At 67.9% G+C, this 21,079-nt stretch carries 16 protein-coding genes; 7 read left to right on the top strand and 9 right to left on the bottom strand.

The window, feature by feature from the left end:
* Nucleotides 1–9 precede the first annotated feature (9 nt).
* Entirely contained in the window at nt 10–966 is a 957-nt protein-coding gene (speB, locus tag ACV22W_RS27490; protein WP_448022656.1) for an agmatinase, read from the bottom strand.
* A 139-nt stretch (nt 967–1,105) separates the two neighbouring features.
* Here speB and ACV22W_RS27485 point away from each other — a divergent pair, with 139 nt between their 5' ends.
* The gene (locus ACV22W_RS27485; RefSeq protein ID WP_175981616.1) at nt 1,106–2,017 is read left to right on the top strand and encodes a LysR family transcriptional regulator; all 912 of its coding nucleotides are present in this window, start codon (nt 1,106–1,108) and stop codon (nt 2,015–2,017) included.
* A 68-nt stretch (nt 2,018–2,085) separates the two neighbouring features.
* Here the strand turns inward: ACV22W_RS27485 and ACV22W_RS27480 are convergent, their stop codons facing one another.
* The gene (locus ACV22W_RS27480) at nt 2,086–2,550 is read right to left on the bottom strand and encodes an Lrp/AsnC family transcriptional regulator (RefSeq protein WP_448022655.1); all 465 of its coding nucleotides are present in this window, start codon (nt 2,548–2,550) and stop codon (nt 2,086–2,088) included.
* A 134-nt stretch (nt 2,551–2,684) separates the two neighbouring features.
* On the opposite strand from ACV22W_RS27480, the gene ACV22W_RS27475 reads away from it, so the two are divergent.
* From ACV22W_RS27475 to ACV22W_RS27465, 3 genes are all read left to right on the top strand, one after another.
* Nucleotides 2,685–3,308, top strand: coding sequence for a LysE family translocator (locus tag ACV22W_RS27475; RefSeq protein WP_059691636.1), 624 nt, complete (start codon nt 2,685–2,687; stop codon nt 3,306–3,308).
* 259 nt (nt 3,309–3,567) lie between these two features.
* Complete coding sequence (locus ACV22W_RS27470) at nt 3,568–5,157, top strand: S53 family peptidase (protein WP_448022654.1); 1,590 nt, start codon at nt 3,568–3,570, stop codon at nt 5,155–5,157.
* 73 nt (nt 5,158–5,230) lie between these two features.
* Nucleotides 5,231–6,907 (top strand): S10 family peptidase, encoded by a 1,677-nt coding sequence (locus ACV22W_RS27465; RefSeq protein WP_448022653.1) that lies wholly within the window; start codon nt 5,231–5,233, stop codon nt 6,905–6,907.
* A gap of 78 nt (nt 6,908–6,985) precedes the next feature.
* Here ACV22W_RS27465 and nadE read toward each other — a convergent pair whose 3' ends face one another.
* The 3 genes from nadE to ACV22W_RS27450 form a co-directional block, all read right to left on the bottom strand.
* Nucleotides 6,986–7,834 (bottom strand): ammonia-dependent NAD(+) synthetase, encoded by an 849-nt coding sequence (gene nadE / locus ACV22W_RS27460; RefSeq protein WP_059532621.1) that lies wholly within the window; start codon nt 7,832–7,834, stop codon nt 6,986–6,988.
* Between the two features lie 229 nt (nt 7,835–8,063).
* On the bottom strand, nt 8,064–8,933 hold the full coding sequence (locus tag ACV22W_RS27455) for a DMT family transporter (RefSeq protein ID WP_448022652.1): 870 nt from the start codon (nt 8,931–8,933) through the stop codon (nt 8,064–8,066).
* Between the two features lie 188 nt (nt 8,934–9,121).
* Entirely contained in the window at nt 9,122–9,307 is a 186-nt protein-coding gene (locus tag ACV22W_RS27450) for a hypothetical protein (RefSeq protein WP_006752380.1), read from the bottom strand.
* Nucleotides 9,308–9,512: 205 nt separating this feature from the next.
* Between ACV22W_RS27450 and ACV22W_RS27445 the strand changes: the two genes are divergently transcribed.
* Together ACV22W_RS27445 and ACV22W_RS27440 are read left to right on the top strand one after the other, a co-directional pair.
* Nucleotides 9,513–10,271 carry a DeoR/GlpR family DNA-binding transcription regulator gene (locus tag ACV22W_RS27445; RefSeq protein ID WP_059532616.1) on the top strand — a complete coding sequence of 253 codons (759 nt, stop codon included), beginning with the start codon at nt 9,513–9,515 and terminating at the stop codon, nt 10,269–10,271.
* Between the two features lie 104 nt (nt 10,272–10,375).
* Entirely contained in the window at nt 10,376–12,202 is a 1,827-nt protein-coding gene (locus tag ACV22W_RS27440; RefSeq protein ID WP_448022651.1) for a phospholipase D-like domain-containing protein, read from the top strand.
* Nucleotides 12,203–12,325: 123 nt separating this feature from the next.
* Here the strand turns inward: ACV22W_RS27440 and ACV22W_RS27435 are convergent, their stop codons facing one another.
* From ACV22W_RS27435 to ACV22W_RS27425, 3 genes are all read right to left on the bottom strand, one after another.
* Nucleotides 12,326–13,000 carry a TetR family transcriptional regulator gene (locus ACV22W_RS27435; RefSeq protein ID WP_059464545.1) on the bottom strand — a complete coding sequence of 225 codons (675 nt, stop codon included), beginning with the start codon at nt 12,998–13,000 and terminating at the stop codon, nt 12,326–12,328.
* A gap of 115 nt (nt 13,001–13,115) precedes the next feature.
* A complete protein-coding gene (locus tag ACV22W_RS27430) occupies nt 13,116–14,384 on the bottom strand; it encodes an NAD(P)/FAD-dependent oxidoreductase (RefSeq protein WP_448022650.1) in 1,269 nt (422 codons plus the stop codon).
* 135 nt (nt 14,385–14,519) lie between these two features.
* Complete coding sequence (locus tag ACV22W_RS27425; RefSeq protein WP_448022649.1) at nt 14,520–16,100, bottom strand: amino acid permease; 1,581 nt, start codon at nt 16,098–16,100, stop codon at nt 14,520–14,522.
* A gap of 650 nt (nt 16,101–16,750) precedes the next feature.
* Between ACV22W_RS27425 and amaB the strand changes: the two genes are divergently transcribed.
* Entirely contained in the window at nt 16,751–18,262 is a 1,512-nt protein-coding gene (gene amaB, locus ACV22W_RS27420) for an L-piperidine-6-carboxylate dehydrogenase (protein WP_448022648.1), read from the top strand.
* Between the two features lie 131 nt (nt 18,263–18,393).
* On the opposite strand, the gene ACV22W_RS27415 is transcribed toward amaB, so the two are convergent.
* Complete coding sequence (locus ACV22W_RS27415; protein WP_448022647.1) at nt 18,394–20,853, bottom strand: DUF3772 domain-containing protein; 2,460 nt, start codon at nt 20,851–20,853, stop codon at nt 18,394–18,396.
* Nucleotides 20,854–21,079 lie beyond the last annotated feature (226 nt).

The following is a 21,079-nucleotide window of genomic DNA, read 5'->3' as shown; positions in this document are numbered from 1 at the left end:
GCGCCGGGATCAATCGCGGTACGCGACGCCGGGCAGCACGCACAGCAACTCGTAGGCGAGGTTCGCACCGAGCAGGGCCGTGGTGCCGAACGGGTCGTACGGCGGCGCGACTTCGACGAGATCGCAACCGACGATGTTCAGCCCCTTCGCGCCGCGGATGATCTCGAGCGCCTGCGGCACCGTGAGGCCCGCGATTTCCGGCGTGCCGGTGCCCGGCGCGTAGGCCGGATCGATGCCGTCGATGTCGAAGGTGATGTAGACGGGCGTGTCGCCGATGCGCGCGCGCACTTCTTCCATCAGCGGCGCGAGCGACTTGTTCCAGCATTCCTCGGCCTGGACCACGCGGAAGCCCTGCTCGCGGCACCAGTCGAAATCCTCGGCGGCGTAGCCGGTGCCCCGCAGGCCGATCTGCGTGACCTTGTGGCCGTGCAGCAGGCCTTCCTCGACCGCGCGGCGGAACGGCGTGCCGTGCGCGATCTTTTCGCCCATCATCGTATCGTTCACGTCGGCGTGTGCATCGACGTGGATCAATGCAACCTTGCCGTGCTTGCGGTGGATCGCGCGCAGGATCGGCAGCGCGATCGTGTGGTCGCCGCCGAGCGTGATCGGCTTGCAGTCGTGCGCGAGAATCGCGTCGTACGCGGTCTCGATGCGCGCGATGGAATCGTGCAGGTTGTACGGGTTGATCGCGACGTCGCCGATGTCGGCGATCTGCAGCGAATCGAACGGCGCGGCGCGCGTGGCCATGTTGTACGGGCGCAGCAGCACCGATTCCGTGCGGATCTGGCGCGGTCCGAAGCGTGCGCCGGTGCGATTGGAGGTACCGAGGTCGAACGGCACGCCGACGAAACACGCGTCGAGGCCGGCGGCGCTCGCCACGTGCGGCAGGCGCATCATCGTCGCGATGCCGCCGCTGCGCGGCATTTCATTGCCGCCGAGCGGCTGGAAATGGGTGTGGTCGTTCATGGGCTTGTCTCTTCCGATGTGGGGTTGCCGTATCATTCGACGCGGCCTGGCGCATAGTTTTACGCGTCCGACCGGAAAGAAGAATGCGAAGATATCGACGTAAACATCGATTTTCATCGATGTATGGAAGGGGAATAGCGTGCTGGGGAATCTGTCGACCCTCGATCTGCGGTTGATCCGCGTGTTTCTCGCGGTCACGGACGCGGGCGGCGTGTCGGCCGCGCAGGCGATGCTGAACGTCGGCCAGTCGACGATCAGCGCGCAACTGTCGTCGCTCGAGACGCGGCTCGGCTACCGGCTCTGCGAGCGCGGCCGCAGCGGCTTCCGGCTCACGCCGAAGGGCGAGCGGTTCCACGCGATGAGCCGCAAGCTGCTCGCCGCGCTCGACGAATTCGGGATGGCCGCGCGGCACATGGACCGCCAGCTCGTCGGTACGCTGAATATCGGCCTGATCGGCCATACGCCGGTCAGCCAGAACGCGCGGATCGCGGAGGCGATCGCCGCGTTCCGCACACGCGACCAGGCCGTACGCTTCTCGATCTCGGTGCGCGCGCCGGGCGATCTCGAGGAAAAACTGCTGAGCGGCGAGATCCAGATCGCGGTCGGCTACTTCTGGCATCGCGTGCCGACGCTGCACTACACGCCGCTGTTCATCGAGCGGCAGGTCGCATACTGCGGCCGCGGCCATCCGCTGTTCGAACGCGCTGGCGCGCTGACGCCGGCCGACGTCGCGGGATTCGAATGGGCCTGGCGCTCGTATCCGCTACCGGAAGCGCAGATGTCGACCACGCCCGATCGCGTGACCGCGACCGCCGACAACATGGAGGCGGTCGCGCTGCTGATCCTGTCAGGCCATCATCTCGGCTATCTGCCGCAGCACTTCGCGGCGCCGTATGTCGCGCAAGGGCTCCTCGCGCCGCTTAGCCCGGATCGGCTGCATTACGAGGTCACGTTCCACATGGTCGTGGCGCGCGACGGGCGCGGCGATCCGCTCGTCGAGGCGTTTCTCGAGGATCTCGAGCGCGCGCACCAATCGCCCGACGTCGTGTGAACCCGCGTGCGGCCAGGCAACGCCGGCACTGTGGGCGAATGTCACGCCGGAGCGGGCCGCGGCCTGCATCACGGCACCGGCAACCCCGCGTCATGCTTCACCTCCCGTAGCGACAGCGCCGATTCGATCGACGTGACGCCCGGCAGCATCCGCAGCGAGTCGCGCAGGAACGTGCCGTAGTCGTCGAGATCGCGCGCGACCACCTGCAGCAGGTAGTCGGCCGTGCCCGCGACGTTGTGGCACGCGAGGATCCGCTCGATGCCGAGCACTTCCCGCTCGAACCGGTCGGCGACCTTGCGGTCGTGCGTCGCGAACCGCACGAGCACGAACGCGACGACGCCGAAGCCGAGCGCCTGGCGTGACAGCTGTGCGCGGTAGCGCTCGATGTAGCCGTCGTTTTCGAGACGTTTCAGGCGCCGCGCGCACGGCGTTTCGGACAGGCCGACGGAATCGGCGAGGCGCGCGATCGGCATGCGGCCGTCGCGCTGCACCGCGGCGAGAATCGCGCGATCGGTTTTGTCGAGTTCGGTCATGTTGGCGGAATCCGTTTCTGTATTCCATGATTGTGGCGGATTCCGCTATGGATCGCCAATCCTGAGCCAAACATGGCCAATAATCCCTCCGCCTTCAGCGGCAACATATCGTCATTGAAGGACGGGGGCAGACCATGATTTCCACGCATTTGCTGTTGATTTATCTCGCCGCGCTGGCGGCCATCTACGCGGTGCCCGGGCCCGACATGGCGCTCGTGCTGCAGACCAGCATCGGCCGCGGCGTGCGCCCGGGCATGGCGGCGGCCGCCGGCCTTTCGCTGTCACGCACCGCGCACGTGACGCTCTCCGCATGCGGCGTCGCGGCGCTGATCCGCAGTGCGCCTTGGCTGTACGAAGCGATCCGTTACGGCGGCGCGCTTTATCTCGCGTACGTCGCGATCCAGGTGTTCCGCTCGCCGGTGTTCGCACTCGGCGACGGCGACGAGGCGGCCCCGGACGAACTGCGGCAGTCGTTCTTCAAGGGGCTGCTGACGAACCTGCTGAATCCGAAGGCGCTGCTGTTCTGCTCGGTGCTGCTGCCGCAGTTCGTGCGGCCCGAGGCAGGGCCCGTCGTGTGGCAGATGTTCGAGCTCGGCGCGCTGCTGGTCGCGGCCGGCGTGTGCTTCGACCTCGCATGCGTGTTCGGCGCGTCGCGCATCGCGGCGTGGATGCGCGCGCATCCGCTCGCGCAGACGGTCCAGCGCTGGACGTTTTCCGCTGCGCTGATCGGGTTCGCGCTGCGGCTGTCGATGGATTGAGCCGCATCGTCGTATCGCTGCCGTGCGGGTCGACGGGCCGCACGACAGCGATGCGACGATCGACGGAGGCCTCGTGCAATGCCGGCCTTCGCGCACATGCCCCGCCGCAGAAGGGCGTGCGCGCAAATCGTCTGACTGATCTAAACTCCCTTTAACTTCGCGCATTCGCGAACCGACTGACCGAACGGAACCGACTTCCGCCGGCTATGTCCGATTTCCTGGCTGTTCCGTGCAACGCGGTACCAAGGAGGGTCAGAACATGGCAAGGCATCTTCACGCCGACCGTGAACCCCGAATCGTCCCCGAGTCCAAGTGCCTCGGCCCGTGCGATCCGGCAGAACGCATCCACGTCACGATCATGTTGCGGCGGCAGGAAGAAGGGCAACTCGATACATTGGTCCACCAGCTCGCCACCGGCGACGCACAGGCGAAACCGCTGTCGCGCGAAGCCTTCGCGCAGCGTTTCTCCGCTCATTCCGACGACATCCGCAAGACCGAGGACTTCGCGCGTCGTCACCAGTTGACGGTTGATCGCGTCGACCCGGTCGAAAGCGTCGTCGTGCTGTCGGGCACGATCCAGCAGTTCGAAGCGGCATTCGGCGTGAAGCTCGAGCGTTTCGAGCATCGTTCGATCGGTCAGTACCGCGGCCGCTCGGGCCCGATCGCGCTGCCGGACGAACTCGGCGACGCCGTCACGGCCGTGCTCGGCCTCGACAGCCGCCCGCAGGCGCGGCCGCACTTCCGGCTGCGTCCGCCGTTCAGGCCCGCGCGCGGCGCCACGAGCGTCACGTTCACGCCGATCCAGCTCGCGTCGCTGTACGGTTTTCCGGCCGGCGACGGCGCCGGGCAGTGCATCGCGATCGTCGAACTCGGCGGCGGCTATCGCGCGGCCGATATCCAGCAGTATTTCCGCGGGCTCGGCATCGACACGCCGCCGACGCTCGTCGACGTCAACGTCGGCACCGGCCGCAACGCGCCGACCGGCGACGCGAACGGCCCGGACGGCGAAGTTGCGCTCGACATCGAGATCGCCGGAGCGATCGCGCCGGCCGCGAAGATCGCGGTCTATTTCGCGCCGAACAGCGACGCGGGCTTCATCCAGGCCGTCAACGCGGCCGTCACCGACAAGACCAACAGACCGTCGGTGATTTCGATCAGCTGGGGCGGGCCGGAAGCGATCTGGCAGGCGCAGTCGGCGCAGGCGTTCGACCGTGTGCTGCAGGCGGCCGCCGCCCAGGGCATCACCGTGTGCGCGGCGTCGGGCGACAGCGGCTCGGGCGACGGGTTGCAGGACGGCACCGATCACGTCGACTTCCCCGCGTCGAGCCCGTACGTGCTCGGCTGCGGCGGCACGCAGCTCGATGCGCTGCCCGGGCAGGGCATCCGCGGCGAGGTCACGTGGAACGACGAGGCGTCCGGTGGCGGCGCGGGCGGCGGCGGCGTCAGCACGCTGTTCGACCTGCCGGCATGGCAGCAAGGATTGAAGGTGGCGCTCGCCGACGGCAGCAGCGTGCCGCTCGCGAAGCGTGGCGTGCCGGACGTCGCCGGCGATGCATCGCCGCAGACGGGCTACGAGGTGTCGATCGCCGGCACGCCCGCGGTGATGGGCGGCACGAGCGCGGTCGCACCGTTGTGGGCCGCGCTGATCGCACGGATCAACGCGGCGGCGGGCGCATCGGCCGGCTGGATCAATCCGGCGCTGTACAAGAATCCGGGCGCGCTGCGCGACATCACCAAAGGCTCGAACGGCACGTATGCAGCCGCGTCCGGCTGGGATGCATGCACGGGCCTCGGCAGCCCCGACGGCGCGAAACTCGCGGCGATCCTCGCGCGCAAGCCGTCGAGCTGACACGCCGGCACAGGCCTTTCCACGCGACGCGGGTTTCCTGCCCGCGTCTTTTTTCACCTCCAGGAGCAGCACGATGGGCATCGATTCCGCATCCTCCGGCGGCGTGTATCCGCTGCATCACGGCGACCACAATTCGCATGGCGTGCCGCCGACCATCAATCCGGTCGCGCTGAGCCACGGCCGCGACCAGCCGTTCTTCGATCCGGTCGCGTACGGCAACGGCCCTGACGACTCGGTCACCGACACCACCGAAGCGGCCGCGATCACGCACCATACGATCCTGATCGACGGCCAGCGCATCGCGTACACGGCGACGGCCGGCCATCTCGTGACGGTCGACCCGAGCAGTTCGTTGCCGGCCGCGAAGATCTTCTACGTCGCGTTCACGGCCGATGGCGCGAAGGAGGAAACGCGGCCCGTCACGTTCTTCTACAACGGCGGGCCCGGGTCGTCGTCGGTGTTCGTGCTGCTCGGCTCGTTCGCGCCGAAGCGCATCAAGACCTCGATGCCGGGATTCACGCCACCGGCGCCGTACCAGATGGAAGACAATCCGGACAGCATGATCGACCACAGCGACCTGGTGTTCATCAACCCGGTCGGCACCGGCTATTCGGCGGCCGTCGCGCCGAACAAGAACCGCAATTTCTGGGGCGTCGACCAGGATGCGAATTCGCTGAAGCAGTTCATCAAGCGCTACCTGACGAAGAACAATCGCTGGAATTCACCGAAATACCTGTTCGGCGAGTCGTACGGCACCGCGCGCAGCTGCGTGCTCGCGTACAAGCTGCACGAGGACGGCGTCGACCTGAACGGCGTCACGCTGCAGTCGTCGATCCTCGACTACCGGCAGGCCGGCAACCCAGTCGGCGCGCTGCCGACCGCCGCGGCGGACGCGTGGTATCACAAGAAGCTCGGCGTCACGCCCGCGCCGACCGATCTCGGCACGTTCGTCGAGGAAGTCGCGCAGTTCGCGCGTACCGATTACCTGACCGCATTGCGCAACGTGCCGCATGCCGACCCGGCTGCCGTGCGGAAGCTGGCGGGCTACACGGGCATCGACGCCGCGACGCTGCAGACCTGGGGGCTCGACATCGCGGGCTACGACGCGCGTGGCAATTCGCTGTTCCTGACGACGCTGCTGCACGCGCAGGGGCTGGCGCTCGGGTCGTACGACGGCCGCGTGACAGGGATCTCGTCGGGGATCGCCGGCAAGATCGATCCGAACTCGGGCGGCAACGATCCGACGATGACGGCCGTGACCGGCGTCTACACGGCGATGTGGAACAGCTACCTGAACGAGCAGTTGAAGTTCACGTCGAATTCCGCGTTCACGGACCTGAACGATCAGGCGTTCGAGAACTGGGACTTCAGCCACATCGATCCGACCGGCGCGCAGCAGGGCATCGATGCGAAGGGGAACGTGATCCTGTATACGGCCGGCGATCTCGCCGCGGTGATGGCGCTGAACGTCGACCTGAAGGTGCTGTCGGCGAACGGCCTCTACGATTTCGTCACGCCGTTCTACCAGACCGTGATCGACCTGCAGCAGATGCCGCTCGAGGATCAGAAGGTGCGGCAGAACCTGTCCGCGCGATTTTATCCGTCGGGGCACATGGTGTATCTCGACGGCGGTTCGCGCACTGCGCTCAAGCGCGATCTCGCGACGATGTACGATGCGACGGTCAGCGATACGGGCGCGCGGATGCGGATTCGTGCACTGCAGGCGAAGAAGACGGGCGGCCACGCATAGCGTCGCCCTTCGTGCACGTGCCGCGCGTAACCGCCAGGTTCGTGCGGCACGGCATGGTGCGGCGGCGACGGGGCCGGCTTACGCGGCCGGCCAGTCGAACGGCGTGTACGGCAGCGCGCGCTTGTGGCGCGAGCCGTCGTAGAAGCGCAGCACCGTTTCGTACACGCTGTCGGCCACGGGTTTGCCTTCGAGGAAATCGTCGATCTCGTCGTAGGTGACGCCATACGCGTGCTCGTCGGGGCGCAGCGGACGCAGTTCCTCGAGGTCGGCCGTCGGCACCTTCATCACGATCAGTTCGTCGCCGCCCAGCGCGCGGGCGACCGCACGCACGCGGCGCTTGCTCAGGCCGGCGAGCGGCAGCACGTCCGCGCCGCCGTCGCCGAACTTCGTGAAGAAACCCATCAGCGATTCGGCCGCGTGGTCGGTGCCGATCACGATGCCGCGCCGCGCGCCGGCGACCGCGTACTGCGCGATCATGCGCTCGCGAGCCTTGATGTTGCCGTGCACGAAATCCTGCTGTGCCGGGTTCTCGAACGCATGACCGGAGGCGACGAGCGAGGCGAGCATCGCGTCGGCGGCCGGCTTCACGTCGACCGTAAACGTCTCGTCCGCGCGCACGAACGCGAGCGCGCGCTGTGCATCGGCTTCGTCGTTCTGCACGCCGTTCGGCAAGCGCATCGCGATGAAGCGGGCGTCGTAGCCGTCGGCGCGCAGCCGTTCGACCGCCAGTTGCGCGAGCCGCCCGGCCGTCGACGAATCGACGCCGCCGCTGATGCCGAGCACGTAGGTCCGCAAGCCGGTCGAACGAAGGTACTGCGCGAGGAAGTCGACGCGGCGGGCGATTTCGGCATCGACGTCGAATTGCGGGGCGACGTTCAGTTCGGCAATGATCGCGCGTTGGCGGCTGGCGTAATCGGCGGATGTCATGGAGGGTGGTTCCGGAACGAAATGCAAGGCGCTCATCATAAGCGCAATCGCGGCCCGGCGCCGCGCCGGGCATGCGATCCGGCGGCCGCGCGTTGCATCGGCGAGACGCGCTGCATCATCATGGGGCAGCGCGCGAGGCGGCAGCCCACGGCCGGCACGCGGATGCTTCGTTTCGATGCATGAACGGAGGGGCGCGGTGGCGGATGCCCGCTGCACCCGCTCGCCCGCGTCAGCGCCGCGCGAGCACGACGCCCACCAACGCGAGCCCGAAGCCGACGAGCTGGACGGCCGCGAGCGTTTCGCCGAACAGCAAGTACCCCTGCAGCGCGGCGAGCGGTGGCGCGAGGAACAGTAACGACGTCGCGCGCGCGGCGTTGCCGCGCCGCAGCATCCACATCAGCATCGTGACCGCGCCGCCGGACAGGAACACGACACCCCACACGAGCGAGATCCACAGCGCCGGCGCGCCGATCCAGCGCGTTTCGTGCAGCAGCACGACGAAGACCGCCGCGACGATCGCCGCGCCCAGGTTCTGCACGGCGACGGCCGTGCGCAGGTCGTTCTGCGCGAGCTTGCCCTTCTGATACAGCGAGCCGGCGGTGATCGAGCCGACCGACAGGATCGACACGGCCACGACGAACCACGCGGGCGCGGCGCCCGGCGGCGGCGCGACGCCGCCCGCCACTTTCGGCGCGAGCACGAGCGCGACGCCGGCGAGCCCGAGCGCCATCCCGAGCCAGCCGCGCGCGGGCAGGCGCTCATTGAACAGCGGCACCGCGAGCACGGCGGTGGCGAGCGGCTGCAGCGCGCCGAGCAACGCCATCACGCCCGCATTCAGTCCCTGCGCGACGGCCCAGTAGCTGGCGCCGAGATAGACGCCTTGCAGCAGCGCGCCCGCGATCAGGTGGCGCGGCCATTCGCGGCGGGCCGGCCACGGCGCTCGCGCGGCGAGCGCCACCGCACCGAACAGCACGGCCGTGCCGGCGAAACGCGCGAGCAGGAACAGGTTCGGATCGGCGTACGGCTTGATTGCCCGGGCGACGATGAAGCCGGTGGACCACAGCGCGACGAAAGCCGCGGCGACGAGCGAGTTGAACATGCATGGCGGGCCGCGATACGGCCGGACGAATCGTGAAGTCGGCCAGTATCGGCGGAACCGGAACTGCCGTCTTGTCGGATTCTGCATTCGCCCGTGGCGCGAGCGCGGCGGCCATTCCGTTGCCGGCCGGCCAGATGAAGGTGCTGCGGCATGAAAGCGCGCCGTGGCGCGTGGAAAGGACGGGAGGATCAGTCGAGCGAGAACGTGTCGAGCGGCTGGTTCGCGCGTGCGTCGGTCGCGAAGCGCGCGGCGAGCTGTTCGTACAGCCGGCGCGCTTCGTCGAGCGTCAGGTCGATCCAGTACGGATCGCCCGCGCCGTCGTTGAGTCGTTCTGGCGAAAACTGGATTTCGAGCACACTGCCTTTGCGATACATTGCGCAAGCCCCTTGATGGTCTGTCGTTCGGCGAAGCGCAGAGTGTAGCAACCGCTCGCCGTGCCGATTCGCGCGCATCGGGCAATACAGAATTTCGCTTTCGTGAAACGCGCCGACCGCCAGCCGCGCCGCCGTCAAATGGCGGTCAAACGGCCGTAATACAATGGTCGGCTTACCCATTACCAGTCGCCTCGGGCGCATTGCAATGCTGGCGGAACAACGTCATCAATACATTCTGTCGGAGCTCGGACGATCGGGCGCGCTGTCGGTTGCCGAACTCGTGCGCTCGCTCGACGTATCGCGCGAGACGATCCGGCGCGACCTGAATGCGCTCGCGGCGCGCGGCCTGCTCGTGATGACGCACGGCGGCGCGCTGGCGGCGGACCGACGCGAGCCGAGCCTGTCCGAGCGTGAAGCGGCGAACGCCGAAGCGAAGCGCACGATCGGGCGACGCGCGGCCGAATTCGTGCCCGACGACGCATCGGTGCTGATCGACTCGGGCAGCACGCCGCATGCGGTCGCGCTCGCGCTGGCCGACCGGCACCGGCTCTCGATCTACACGAACGACTGGCGCACGGCGTTTGTGCTCGCGCGGCGCAATGGCAATCGCGTGACGCTGCTCGGCGGCGAACTGTCCGACGACGAGGACGCGACGTTCGGGCTCGATACGATCCAGCAGCTCGCGCAATACCACGTCGATTTCGCGTTCGTCGGCGCGGGCGGCATCACGTCGGACGGCGACTGCACCGACTACTCGCGGCTCGCCGCCGAAGTGCGCAGCCGGATGATCGCGGCGGCCGGCACGGCGATCATCGTCGCCGACCATTCGAAGTTCGGCCGCGTGACGCCGGTGCGGATCAACGGCACGTCGGCCGCGCGCTACCTCGTCACCGAGCGCGCGCCGGACAAGGCCGTGCGCCGCGCGCTGACCGCACGCGGCATCGAGCTGCTCGTGTGCGACTGACGCGGGTCCGACATACAAGGTTCATCGAACCGTCATCGCGCGGGAAGAACCACCGTCAACACTGACTCATTCATCTCGACCGGCCCGTCCGGCAGGAGCAACGAATGACCGTCAGCGTCCGCAGTTATCTTTCCCCGACCCTCGTCCTGCTTGCCTTCGACTGGCCCGATGCGGCGTCGCGCACGGACTTCCTCGGCTTCGCGATCCGGCGTACGCCGGGCTTCTGGTCGGCCGACGGCAAGACGCGGGCGCCGAACAGCTGGCTGCCGAACCGGCTCACGTTCGACGGCCCGGCTGCCGACACGCAGGGCGACGCACCGACCGACCAGGCGCCGATCCAGAAATTCATGTGGTGGGACGCGCGCATCGATCCGCAGGACCGCGATGCGTCGTTCCGCTATGACGTCTATCCGGTCGTCGGCACGCCGGAGCACCTGCAGGTGCTCGATGCGGAGGCCGGCGTGTGCGATGTCGTGCTGCCCGCGCACGTCGTGGACGGTGTCGGCACGTGGTTCAACCGTGCGGTCGTCAGCTCGCAGGCGTTCGCGAAGCAGGTCGCGGCGCTGGGTCTCGCGCCGGATGCGGCGCCGAGCGCGGACCAGGCACTGAAGCTGCGCGCGTGGCTCGCGAACGACATGGAGCAGGTGTTCGCGGCGATGCTCGACCCCGCGTCGCGCGCGGTGTCGGCCGTCTATCACCTGACGGACACGCTGTGGGCGCTGCCCGCTTTCGAGGCGTTCGGACGGCGGCACGGCGAAGCGTCGCTCGCGATCGTCTACGACGCGCACACGACCGTGCGCAAGGGCAAGCCGCCGCTGCCGTCGCCGAACCAGCCGGCCGTCGACGCGCTGCAGGGCCTCGCGACGCTCGCGCCGCGCGACCGGACGCACATCATGCACGACAAGTTCATCGTGACCGACGCACCGGCAAATGCGGCAACCGCGGTGACGCCTGCTCGCGTGCTGACAGGTTCCGCGAACTTCACGACCGAAGGGCTGACGGAGCAGGCGAACGTGCTGCACGCATTCGATTCGCCGGCGCTCGCGGCGCTGTACAACGCGCGTGCGCAGGCGCTGGCCGCGAATCCGCCGATCGCGGAGACGGCGAAGTTGTCGGCGGGCTGGTCGGCGCCGATGACGATCGGCCGCGCGCAGGTGCGCGTCGCGTTTTCGCCGGAGCCGGCGGGGCAGCGCACCGAGATCGATACGATCGTCGCCGCGATCGCGGCCGCGAAGCATTCGGTGTCGTTCTGCCTGTTCATGCCGACCGACGCTGCGCTGCGCGACGCATGCTTTGCAGCCGGCGACCGCGGCCTGATGATGTTCGGCCTGGTGAACCGCATCAACGTCGGCAGCGCGACGAAGGCCGATGCCGCGCAGCACGACGGGCAGTCGCTCGATGCGGCGACGCTCGCGAACCTCGAGCTTTATCATCGCCAGCGTGATCGGCGCGACGTGATCGATGCCGCGTATTTTTCGCCGGCGACGGTGCCGGAGGGTTTCGAGCCGGAGCTGCGCCTCTTTCCGGGCGAGCCGGCGCCGGCGTATCCGCCGGTCGTGATTCACCACAAGTTCATCGTGATCGATGCGGAAGGCGCGAACCCGATCGTCTATACGGGCTCGGCGAACATGAGCCGCAACTCCGAGCAGTACAACGACGAGAACCTGCTCGAAATTCGCGACGCGCGGATCGCGGCGATCTATCTCGCGGAATTCCTGCGGCTCTACGAGCACTACCGCGCGCGGGCGCTGTCGATCGAGACGAAACGGCATGGCGCCGGTGCGCATCGGCAACTCGCGCTCGCGCCGGATTCGAGCTGGGCGGAGAAATATTACGTGACGGGAAGCCCGGAAGAGAAGGCGCGGATCGCGCTGGCATCGACCGTGCCGACGGACTCGCTCGCGACGCACGCGCGGCGTGAGGCGGCCTGAAGGAGCGTGCCGCGTGCGTCCGGCTCATGCCGGTTGCACGCGGCGGGGCGACGTACGGGAGATGTGCCGGACGGCGAGTGGAGCGCTCGCCAGCCGGCCTTCGGGCGGAATCGCGCGGTGCGCCTACGCGGCGACGTAGCGCAGCACGGAGTCGGTGATCGTCTCGCGATGCCGCGCGCGCAGCCGCGGCGCCGACGGATCGCGGCCGAACGCGGCGCCGAACGTGTAACGGTTCGACACGCGGTGGAAGCAGAACGAGCTGATTAGCAGATGCAGGTCGAACGCGTCGATGTCCTTGCGAAAGGCGCCGCTCGCCGCACCGCGCTCGAGCAGTTCCTCGAGCGTCTTGATGATGCTGACGTTGCGGTTCTTGAACGACTTCAGCTGTTCGAGATACTTCGCGCCGTGGATGTTCTCGATCGACACGAGGCGGACGAAATCGCGATGCTTGTCGTGATAGTCGAACGTGAATTCGACGAGCCGGCGCATGCCTTCGCGCGGCTCCATGTCGCCGACGTGCAGCTCCTGCTCGAGCGCGCGGATGTCGCCGTACACCTTCTCCAGCACGGCCTCGTACAGGCCTTCCTTGCTTTCGAAGTAGTAGTAGAGCATCCGCTTCGTCGTGTTCGTGCGTTCGGCGATCGCGTCGACGCGCGCACCGGCGAGGCCCATCGCGGAGAACTCCTGCGTGGCGACGTCGAGGATGTTGCGCTTGGTTTGCTCGGGATCGTATTTGCGCCGCGCATCGGTCGCAAGCGCGCGGCTTTCGGACGTGGCGGCCTTGCTTCCAGCTTTCATGTGACTTTGTTGTGGGTTCGCGGCGGCATGAAGAAACCATTCTAGCATGCAGGAAATGCCCGCCCGGCCGACCTTTCGCTCTAATCGGCCGGGCGGTTTCGGCTGCCGCCGCCGCTCAGCGCCGGCACGACGCGAGCGCGTCGCGGGCCTGGTACGCGGTGTACGTGAGCTGCGCGGCGGCGAGGCCCGCGAGCCCGAACGTGCGCGTGAGCCCGAACGCGGCGAAGCCTTCCGGCACGGGCCGCTCGCCGGCAAGCGCGGCGGCGAGCGCTTCGCCGGCGACGGTGGTGGGCGCCATCCCGTGACCGCCGAATGCGATCGCGTGCCACACGCCGTCCGCGTCGCGGCCGATCTGCGGCATCTTGTGCCGCGCGTAGCTCATCAGCCCGCCCCAGGCGTATTCGACCTTCACGCCTTCGAGCTGCGGATACACGCGCAGCAGGTCGCGTCGCAGCAGCCGCGCGATCGCGTCGGGGCCGCGGTCGAGCACGGAGATCCGGCCGCCCCACAGAATGCGCGTGTCCTTCAGCGGGCGGTAGTAGTCGAACGCGAAACGCGTGTCGTAGATCGCGTACGGCGCGTCGATCGCGTCCGGCAGGCGCGTGCCGAGCGGTTCGGTCGCGATCACGTAAGTCGCGATCGGCAGCACCGCGCGCTCGATGCGCGGCGACACGCCGCGCGCGTAGCCGCCGCCGGCGAACACGACGTCCTTCGCGCGCACCGTGCCCTGCGCCGTGCGCACGACGTAGCCGGCGCCTTCGCGCGCGATGCCGAGCGCGGCCGAGCGTTCGTACACGCGCGCGCCGCCGCGCGATGCGGCCGCCGCGACGCCGAGCACGTACTTGAGCGGATGGAAGTGGAACGCGTTCGGCTCGAACAGGCCGCCGTAATAGCGCTGCGTCTTCAGCCGTGCGCGCAGCGCGTCGGTCGCGACCGGTTCCCAGTCGACGTTGAATTCCTGCTTCATGAGCGTGCGCACGCCGTCGAGCCGCGATGGATCGTCGAACCAGTTCGCGAGCATCACGCCCTCGTCGACGATGTCGCAGTCGATTCCGTAGCGGGCGATCCGCGCGCGTATCAGGTCGACCGCATCGACGGTGAGCCGGTACAGGCGGCGGCCTTCGTCGCGGCCGAGCGTGCGCAGCAGGTCCGCGTTGTCGAGGCTGTAGCCGCCGAACACGAAGCCGCCGTTGCGGCCCGATGCGCCGAAGCCGACCCGCTCGCCGTCGAGCACGACGACGTCCCGCACGCCGCGCTCGACGAGGCCGAGCGCCGTGCACAGGCCGGCGAGGCCGCCGCCGACGATGCAGACCTGCGTGTCGATCGTGCCGGTCAGCTGCGGGTAGGGCTGGCGGGTAACGGTGGCTTCGTAGAAGTTCTGCATGCGTTTTCGGTGATTCGTAACGGCGGAAAAACGGACGGCGCGCGTCGATCTTGCCTGAACGCGCGCGCCGCGTCGAATGAGGTTTTCAGTGCGACGGCCGCGGCGATCGGGCGGCGGCCGTTGCGCGACCGGGCGTCAGGCGCCCGGCGTCGGGTTGGCCGGGGCGGCGACGTAGGCCGGATAGCCGGCATCGGCCTTTACCGTCGCCTCTGGCGTCGCGTTGCGCTCGATCCACGGCGCGATCTCCATGTCCTCGTAGCGGACGAGGCGGCATTTGCGCACCAGCGCGTAGCCGAGCCAGATCGCGAGGAAGAACGGCAGGCCGATGTAGGTCGCGGCGATGCCGGCCCAGTCGATTCTGTCGGCGAGGAACGCCTGGTAGTCCTGGCCGAGCGCGACGACGGCGCACAACGCGAATGCGAACAGCGGGCCGAACGGAAACCACTTCGACCGGTATGGCAGCTGGTCGAGCCGATAGCCCTGCTTCAGGAAGCCCTTGCGGAACCGGTAATGGCTGACCGCGATGCCGAGCCACGTGATGAAACCGGCCATGCCCGACGTGTTCAGCAGCCAGAGATAGACGGTCTTGTCGCCGTACAGCGACGTGAGGAAGCATAGCGCGCCGACGGCGGTCGTCGCGTACAGCGCGTTGCGCGGCACGCCGCCCGGCGACAGCTTCGCGAACAGTTTCGGCGCGCGGCCTTCGACCGCGAGGTTGTAGAGCATCCGCGTCGACGCGTACATGCCCGAGTTGCCGGCCGACAGCACGGCCGTCAGGATCACCGCGTTCATCACGCCGGCCGCGAACGCGAGGCCCGCATGGCGGAACACGAGCGTGAACGGGCTCACGCCGACGTCGGTCACGTCGCTCTTCAGCAGGCTCGGGTCCGTGTATGGAATCAGCACGCCGATCACGAAGATCGCGAACACATAGAACAGCAGGATGCGCCAGAAGATCTGGCTGACCGCGCGCGGGATCGTCGTGCGCGGGTTCTCCGATTCGCCGGCCGCGACGCCGATCATTTCGGTGCCCTGGAACGAGAAGCCCGCGATCATCGCGACGCCGAGCATCGTCGCCCAACCGCCCGCGAACGGCGCGTCGCCGATCGTGAAGTTGCCCCAGCCCGCGCTCGGGCCGCCTTGCATGATCCCGAAGATCATCAGCAGGCCGATGCCGACGAACGCGACCACCGTCAGCACCTTGATCAGCGCGAACCAGTATTCTGCTTCGCCGAAACCGCGTACCGACAGCGCGTTGAGCGCGAAGATCAACGTGAGAAAGATCGCGCTCCACCAGACGCCCGGCACGTGCGGAAACCAGTAGTGCATCACGAGCTGCGCGGCGACGAGTTCGACCGCGAGCGTCACGGCCCAGCTGTACCAGTAGTTCCAGCCGAGCGCGAAACCGAAGCCCTCGTCGACGAATTTCGCGCCGTAGGTCGCGAACGAGCCCGATACCGGCATGAACGCGGCCATTTCGCCGAGGCTCGTCATCAGGAAGTAGACCATCAGGCCGATCAGCATGTACGCGAGCATCGCGCCGCCGGGGCCGGCCTGCGAAATCGACGCGCCGGATGCCACGAACAGGCCCGTGCCGATCGAGCCGCCGATGGCAATCATCCGCAGATGGCGCGCTTGCAGCGCGCGGTGGAGGGACGGCTTCGCGGGCGGCGAGCCGGACGGACGGGGCGAGTCGGGGCGGGCATCTGAATGCATGGCGGGTGCTGGGCGCTGTCTCCGGGATTGTTTTTTGGTGACGAAGGGCGACGCGTCGGCGGCCGGCCGGCGGTCAGCGACACTGCTTCGCGGGCTTGATCCGGAGCCACCGGATCCACCGGTGCAGCGGTGCGCGATGCTTGTCGCCTTCGTCTGTCGTCCGGCCGCCGCTGGGCGACCGTCGGCGCGCCGGGTGCGGTGCACCCCGACGCCGCTCCGATTGTGTGTGCGGGCCGCATGCGCGGCAAACGATATTTCCGCACAGGTTGATGCGGCTTTGTCATCAACTCGCGGCGCATCGAAATCGGCCGGGTGACCCGGCCATCGGCCCCGGACAGGTCCGGTGCTCGTGCCGAAACAAGTAGGCTAGTCCTGCCTGGGTGTTGCGTTTTGGGAATGAAGTCGTGAGTTAATATCAATAGCGGCCCGGCTTGTGGCCATCGACAATGTGTCTCATGGATCGTGCCTCGCGAGGCCGGGGTGTGCCGTCAGGCCGGGCTTCCGGCGGCGGCGGCGCGCGATGCGCCAGGCGGCGCACCGTGCCTGCCGAGCTGCGCATCCGCTTGCACAGGGCGCGCGAACGCGCTCCAATCGAATCACGCGGGCGGCGTCGCCGCCGCACCGATCAATCTGTCCCTGAAGAGGAAGTGATGCAATTCAACGACATTCTTGCTGCGCTCGACATCGATCTCGCCCAGTGGAAAGGCAATGCGCTGACCGCGCGTTCGCCGCTCGACGGCGCGACGCTCGCGACGCTGGCGGTTGACTCGCCCGACGACGCCGAGCGCAAGATCGACGCCGCGCACGACGCATTCCTCAAGTGGCGCACGGTGCCGGCGCCGGTGCGCGGCGAGCTCGTGCGCGTGTTCGGCAACGTGCTGCGCGAGCACAAGGCCGAGCTCGGCCGCCTCGTCACGCTCGAAGCCGGCAAGATCACGTCGGAAGGGCTCGGCGAAGTGCAGGAAATGATCGACATCTGCGATTTCGCGGTCGGCCTGTCGCGTCAGCTTTACGGCCTGACCATCGCGTCCGAGCGCCCCGGTCACCGGATGATGGAGACGTGGCACCCGATTGGCGTGTGCGGCGTGATCTCGGCGTTCAACTTCCCGGTCGCGGTGTGGGCGTGGAATGCCGCGCTCGCGTTCGTGTGCGGCGATCCGGTCGTGTGGAAGCCGTCGGAAAAGACCCCGCTCACCGCGATCGCATGTCACCAGCTGCTCGCCAAGGCGCTGCGCGAATTCGACAAGACGCATCCGGGCGTCGCGCCGGAAGGCCTGAGCCAGCTCGTGCTCGGCATGCGCGACGTCGGCGAGGTGCTGACGTCGTCGAGGAAGGTACCGGTCATCAGCGCGACCGGCAGCGTGCGGATGGGCACGGAAGTCGCGAAGGTGCTGAGCCAGCGTCTCGCGCGCGGCATCCTCGAACTTGGCGGCAACAACGGGATGATCGTGGCGCCGAGCGCCGACCTCGACCTCGTGGTGCGCGCCGTTACGTTCGCGGCGGTCGGCACGGCCGGCCAGCGTTGCACGACGCTGCGCCGCCTGATCGTGCATCGCAGCGTCGTCGACCAGCTGCTGCCGCGCATCGAGAAGGCCTATGCGTCGGTGAAGGTCGGCAATCCGCTCGAGGAAGGCACGCTCGTCGGCCCGCTGGTCGACCGTGCGTCGTTCGACGCGATGCAGAAGGCGCTGGCCGACGCACGCGAGCAGGGTGGTGAAGTGAAGGGCGGCGAGCGCATCGACGTCGGTCACGCGGATGCGTACTATGTGCGTCCGGCCATCGTCCGGATGCCGAAGCAATCGGCGGTGGTCGAGCGCGAGACGTTCGCGCCGATTCTCTATGTGATGGTCTACGACGACTTCGAAGACGCGATCGACGTGCACAACGCGGTGCCGCAGGGCCTGTCGTCGGCGATCTTCACGAACGACATGCGCGAGGCCGAGCAGTTCATGTCGGCGGCGGGCAGCGATTGCGGGATCGTCAACGTGAACATCGGCACGAGCGGCGCGGAGATCGGCGGCGCGTTCGGCGGCGAGAAGGAAACGGGCGGTGGCCGCGAGTCGGGTTCGGATGCGTGGAAGGCGTACATGCGCCGTGCGACGAACACGATCAATTACAGCCGTCAGCTGCCGTTGGCGCAGGGCGTGAAGTTCGACGTGTAACGGAGCGGCTCGTCAGAGCGCGTTGACGTTCGAATGACAAGGGCCGGTTGCCGCGAAAGCGGTAACCGGCCCTTGTCGTTTTTGGCGATGCGTGCGCGGCGATGCCCGATCGCACCCGCCCGATCACGTATTCATTCGTGCCGGGTGGATCCGTCGACTGCCGGCATGTTCTGCACGACCAGCATCTGCGGCGTCGACAGCGTGATCTGCGACGCCCGCAACTGCTTCAGGATCTCGAACAGCAGGTCGCTCTTCGTCGCGCTCGCGATCCGCGGGCTCGCCACGTAGCCCGTGACGCTCAGCGTGATCCCGTCCGGCGCCAGCTGGCTGAACGTGACCGACGGCGCCGGCTTGTCGAGAATCGCCGGATGCTCGCGATATGCGTCGAGCAGCAGGTCGCGCACCTGCTCGGGGTCGGTGTTCAGCGGGAACGTCAGCATCAGCGTCGCGACACCCTGCGTGCTGTTGCCCATCGTCACGTTGCGCACGTTCTGCGAGATCAGCTGCGAGTTCGGCACGATCACGGTCGAGCGGTCGCTGAGCTGGATCTCGGTCGCGCGCACGTTGATGCGGCGGATGTCGCCTTCGACGCCCGCGATGCTGACCATGTCGCCGACCTTCACCGGCCGCTCGGTCAGCAGGATCAGTCCCGACACGAAGTTCTTCACGATCTCCTGCAGGCCGAAACCGATACCGACCGACAGCGCGCTGACGATCCACGCAAGGTTGCTCCATCTGACGCCGAGCAGTCCCAGCGTCATCAGCACGAGCAGCACATAGCCGACGTTGGTGAACAACGTGATCAGTGACACGCGCATTCCCGCATCCATGCCGAGTGCCGGCATGAACTCGCTGTCGAGCCAGCGCCGCACCGAGCGCAGCAGATAGAAGCCGATCGCGAACCCGATCACCGCGTTCATGATCCGATCAGGCATGATGTTCAGGCTCTGCAGCCGCTGGCCGCCGATCATCGCGACCGCGCTGTCGAGCAGGTCGCTCGGCGTCGTGCCGAAACCGCCCGTCAGCAACGCGATTGCCGCGACCAGCATCAGCAGGCTCGTGCCGAGACCGGACACGACGGTGTGGGCCTGGTCGAGATGCCGGTCGTCGAGCGCGAACAGGTGCTTGATCTGCTTGCCGGTCGACAGGTTCGCGGAGAACAGGCTTTCGCTCGCGTCGCGCGTCAGCTGGGTCATGATGTAGACGCTGCACAGCACGATCTCGAACCATACGAGCTCGTAGGTGATGAAGCGTGCGACGGTGATGTAGCCGATCAGCAGCGCGCCGAGCGACACGACGATCGCCAGCGTGACGCCCGCATGGATCAGCCCCGCGAGCGTCGAGCGATCCTCGGGCGCCTCGCCGGATGCCGCAAGCGCGCTGCGGACGCGATTCGCGCGCAGGATCGACGCGCCGACGGTCAGCGCGACGACGAGCGAGACGATGCCGCGGCCGAACAGCGTGACGGACAGGCTGGTATCGACGATCCGGTTGATCGATTCGAGCGTGCCCGACATCAGCAGCAGCGCGGCCAGCACACCGGGGAACGGCCTCATCGCGAGCGCGACGGGATCGGCGAGCGCGGGCAGCCGCCACGACGGATGCTTCGTGCAGAGCAGCGCACGGCCGAGGCCGGCGATCAACGCGCAGGTCACGGCGAGCTTCGCGAACTGGCCCCACAGGTCGGTCATCGACGACGTGAGCTCGGCGTGGCGGGCGAGCGCGAGATAGAGGATCTGGACGGCGACCGCGGTCGCGAGCAGCGTCGAGAACGCCGTCGCCAGCGCCAGCGCACTGCGGCGCAGCCGCGTGGGCGGCAGGCGGTTCAGGCAGAACCACGCGAGCCCGCGTTCGACGATGCGGCGGCCGCCGAGCCAGGCCGCGAGCGCGGCGATCGTGAGCAGCGTGGTGAGCGCGCGCTGGCCGGGTGTCCAGGACGAGCGCAGCATGTCGCGCAGTTCGTCGTTGAAATCGTCGAGCCGCTGGACGTCGTCCGGCGACAGATGGAACAGCGGCAGCCAGAACTGCGCGCCGAAGATGCTGCCGGAACGGAACGCAAGCTGGTTCTTCAGCAAGCTGCGGTGCAGCTTCGAGAACTGGTCGTTCAGGTTCGCGAGGTTGGTCTTCTGGTCGGCGGCCTGCTTCAGCGCCGCGTCGATCTGTGCCTTGCGCGCGTTCAGCGTCGCCCGCTGCTGTGCGACGGCGGGTGTTTCGGGCGATGCGCCCGGCGCCGGCGGCGGGCCGAGCACGTCGAGCTGCGCCTGGACCTGCGTGCGCTGCGGCGCGAGCTGGCTTTGCAGCTTGTCGACGTCGGCGCTCAGTTCCTGGGTCGCGTCGCCGAGTTCGTCGAGCTCCTTGCTGTTGGTCGCGTTCGACGTCTGCTGCTTGATGCGGTCCTGCTGCACCTGCATCTGCTTGAGTTGCGCAACGGCGTCGCCGAGCGAAATCGTCGGCACGGGGACGCCGACGCCGCTCGCGCCCGGTGCGGACGCGGCTGCCGGAAATGCCGACGCGGTCGCGATCGCCGCGAACTGCAGCAGTGCGAACAGCGCGATCCGGCGTGCGTACGTGGATAGTCGTTGTATGGACATGGAATGCTTACGTTTTGCCGACAATGGCGGGTGCCGCAAGGCGCCCGGAAGCCGGGAGTTGGCCCGGTAGCATGTTACCGGGGCATGGCGGCCGCGGCGCTGCCGATCGTGCATCTTGCCTGGCGCGTACCGTGATGCCCGCGCGGGCATGCGATGGCCCCGCGAGCCCTTGCCGGCGGGGCCGTGACGGGTTGCGTTCGCAGTCCGGCAGCGAAACGTCGCGACG

This window comes from Burkholderia sp. AW49-1, from assembly GCF_053427845.1.
This window is presented reverse-complemented; position numbering and strand designations above follow the sequence as displayed.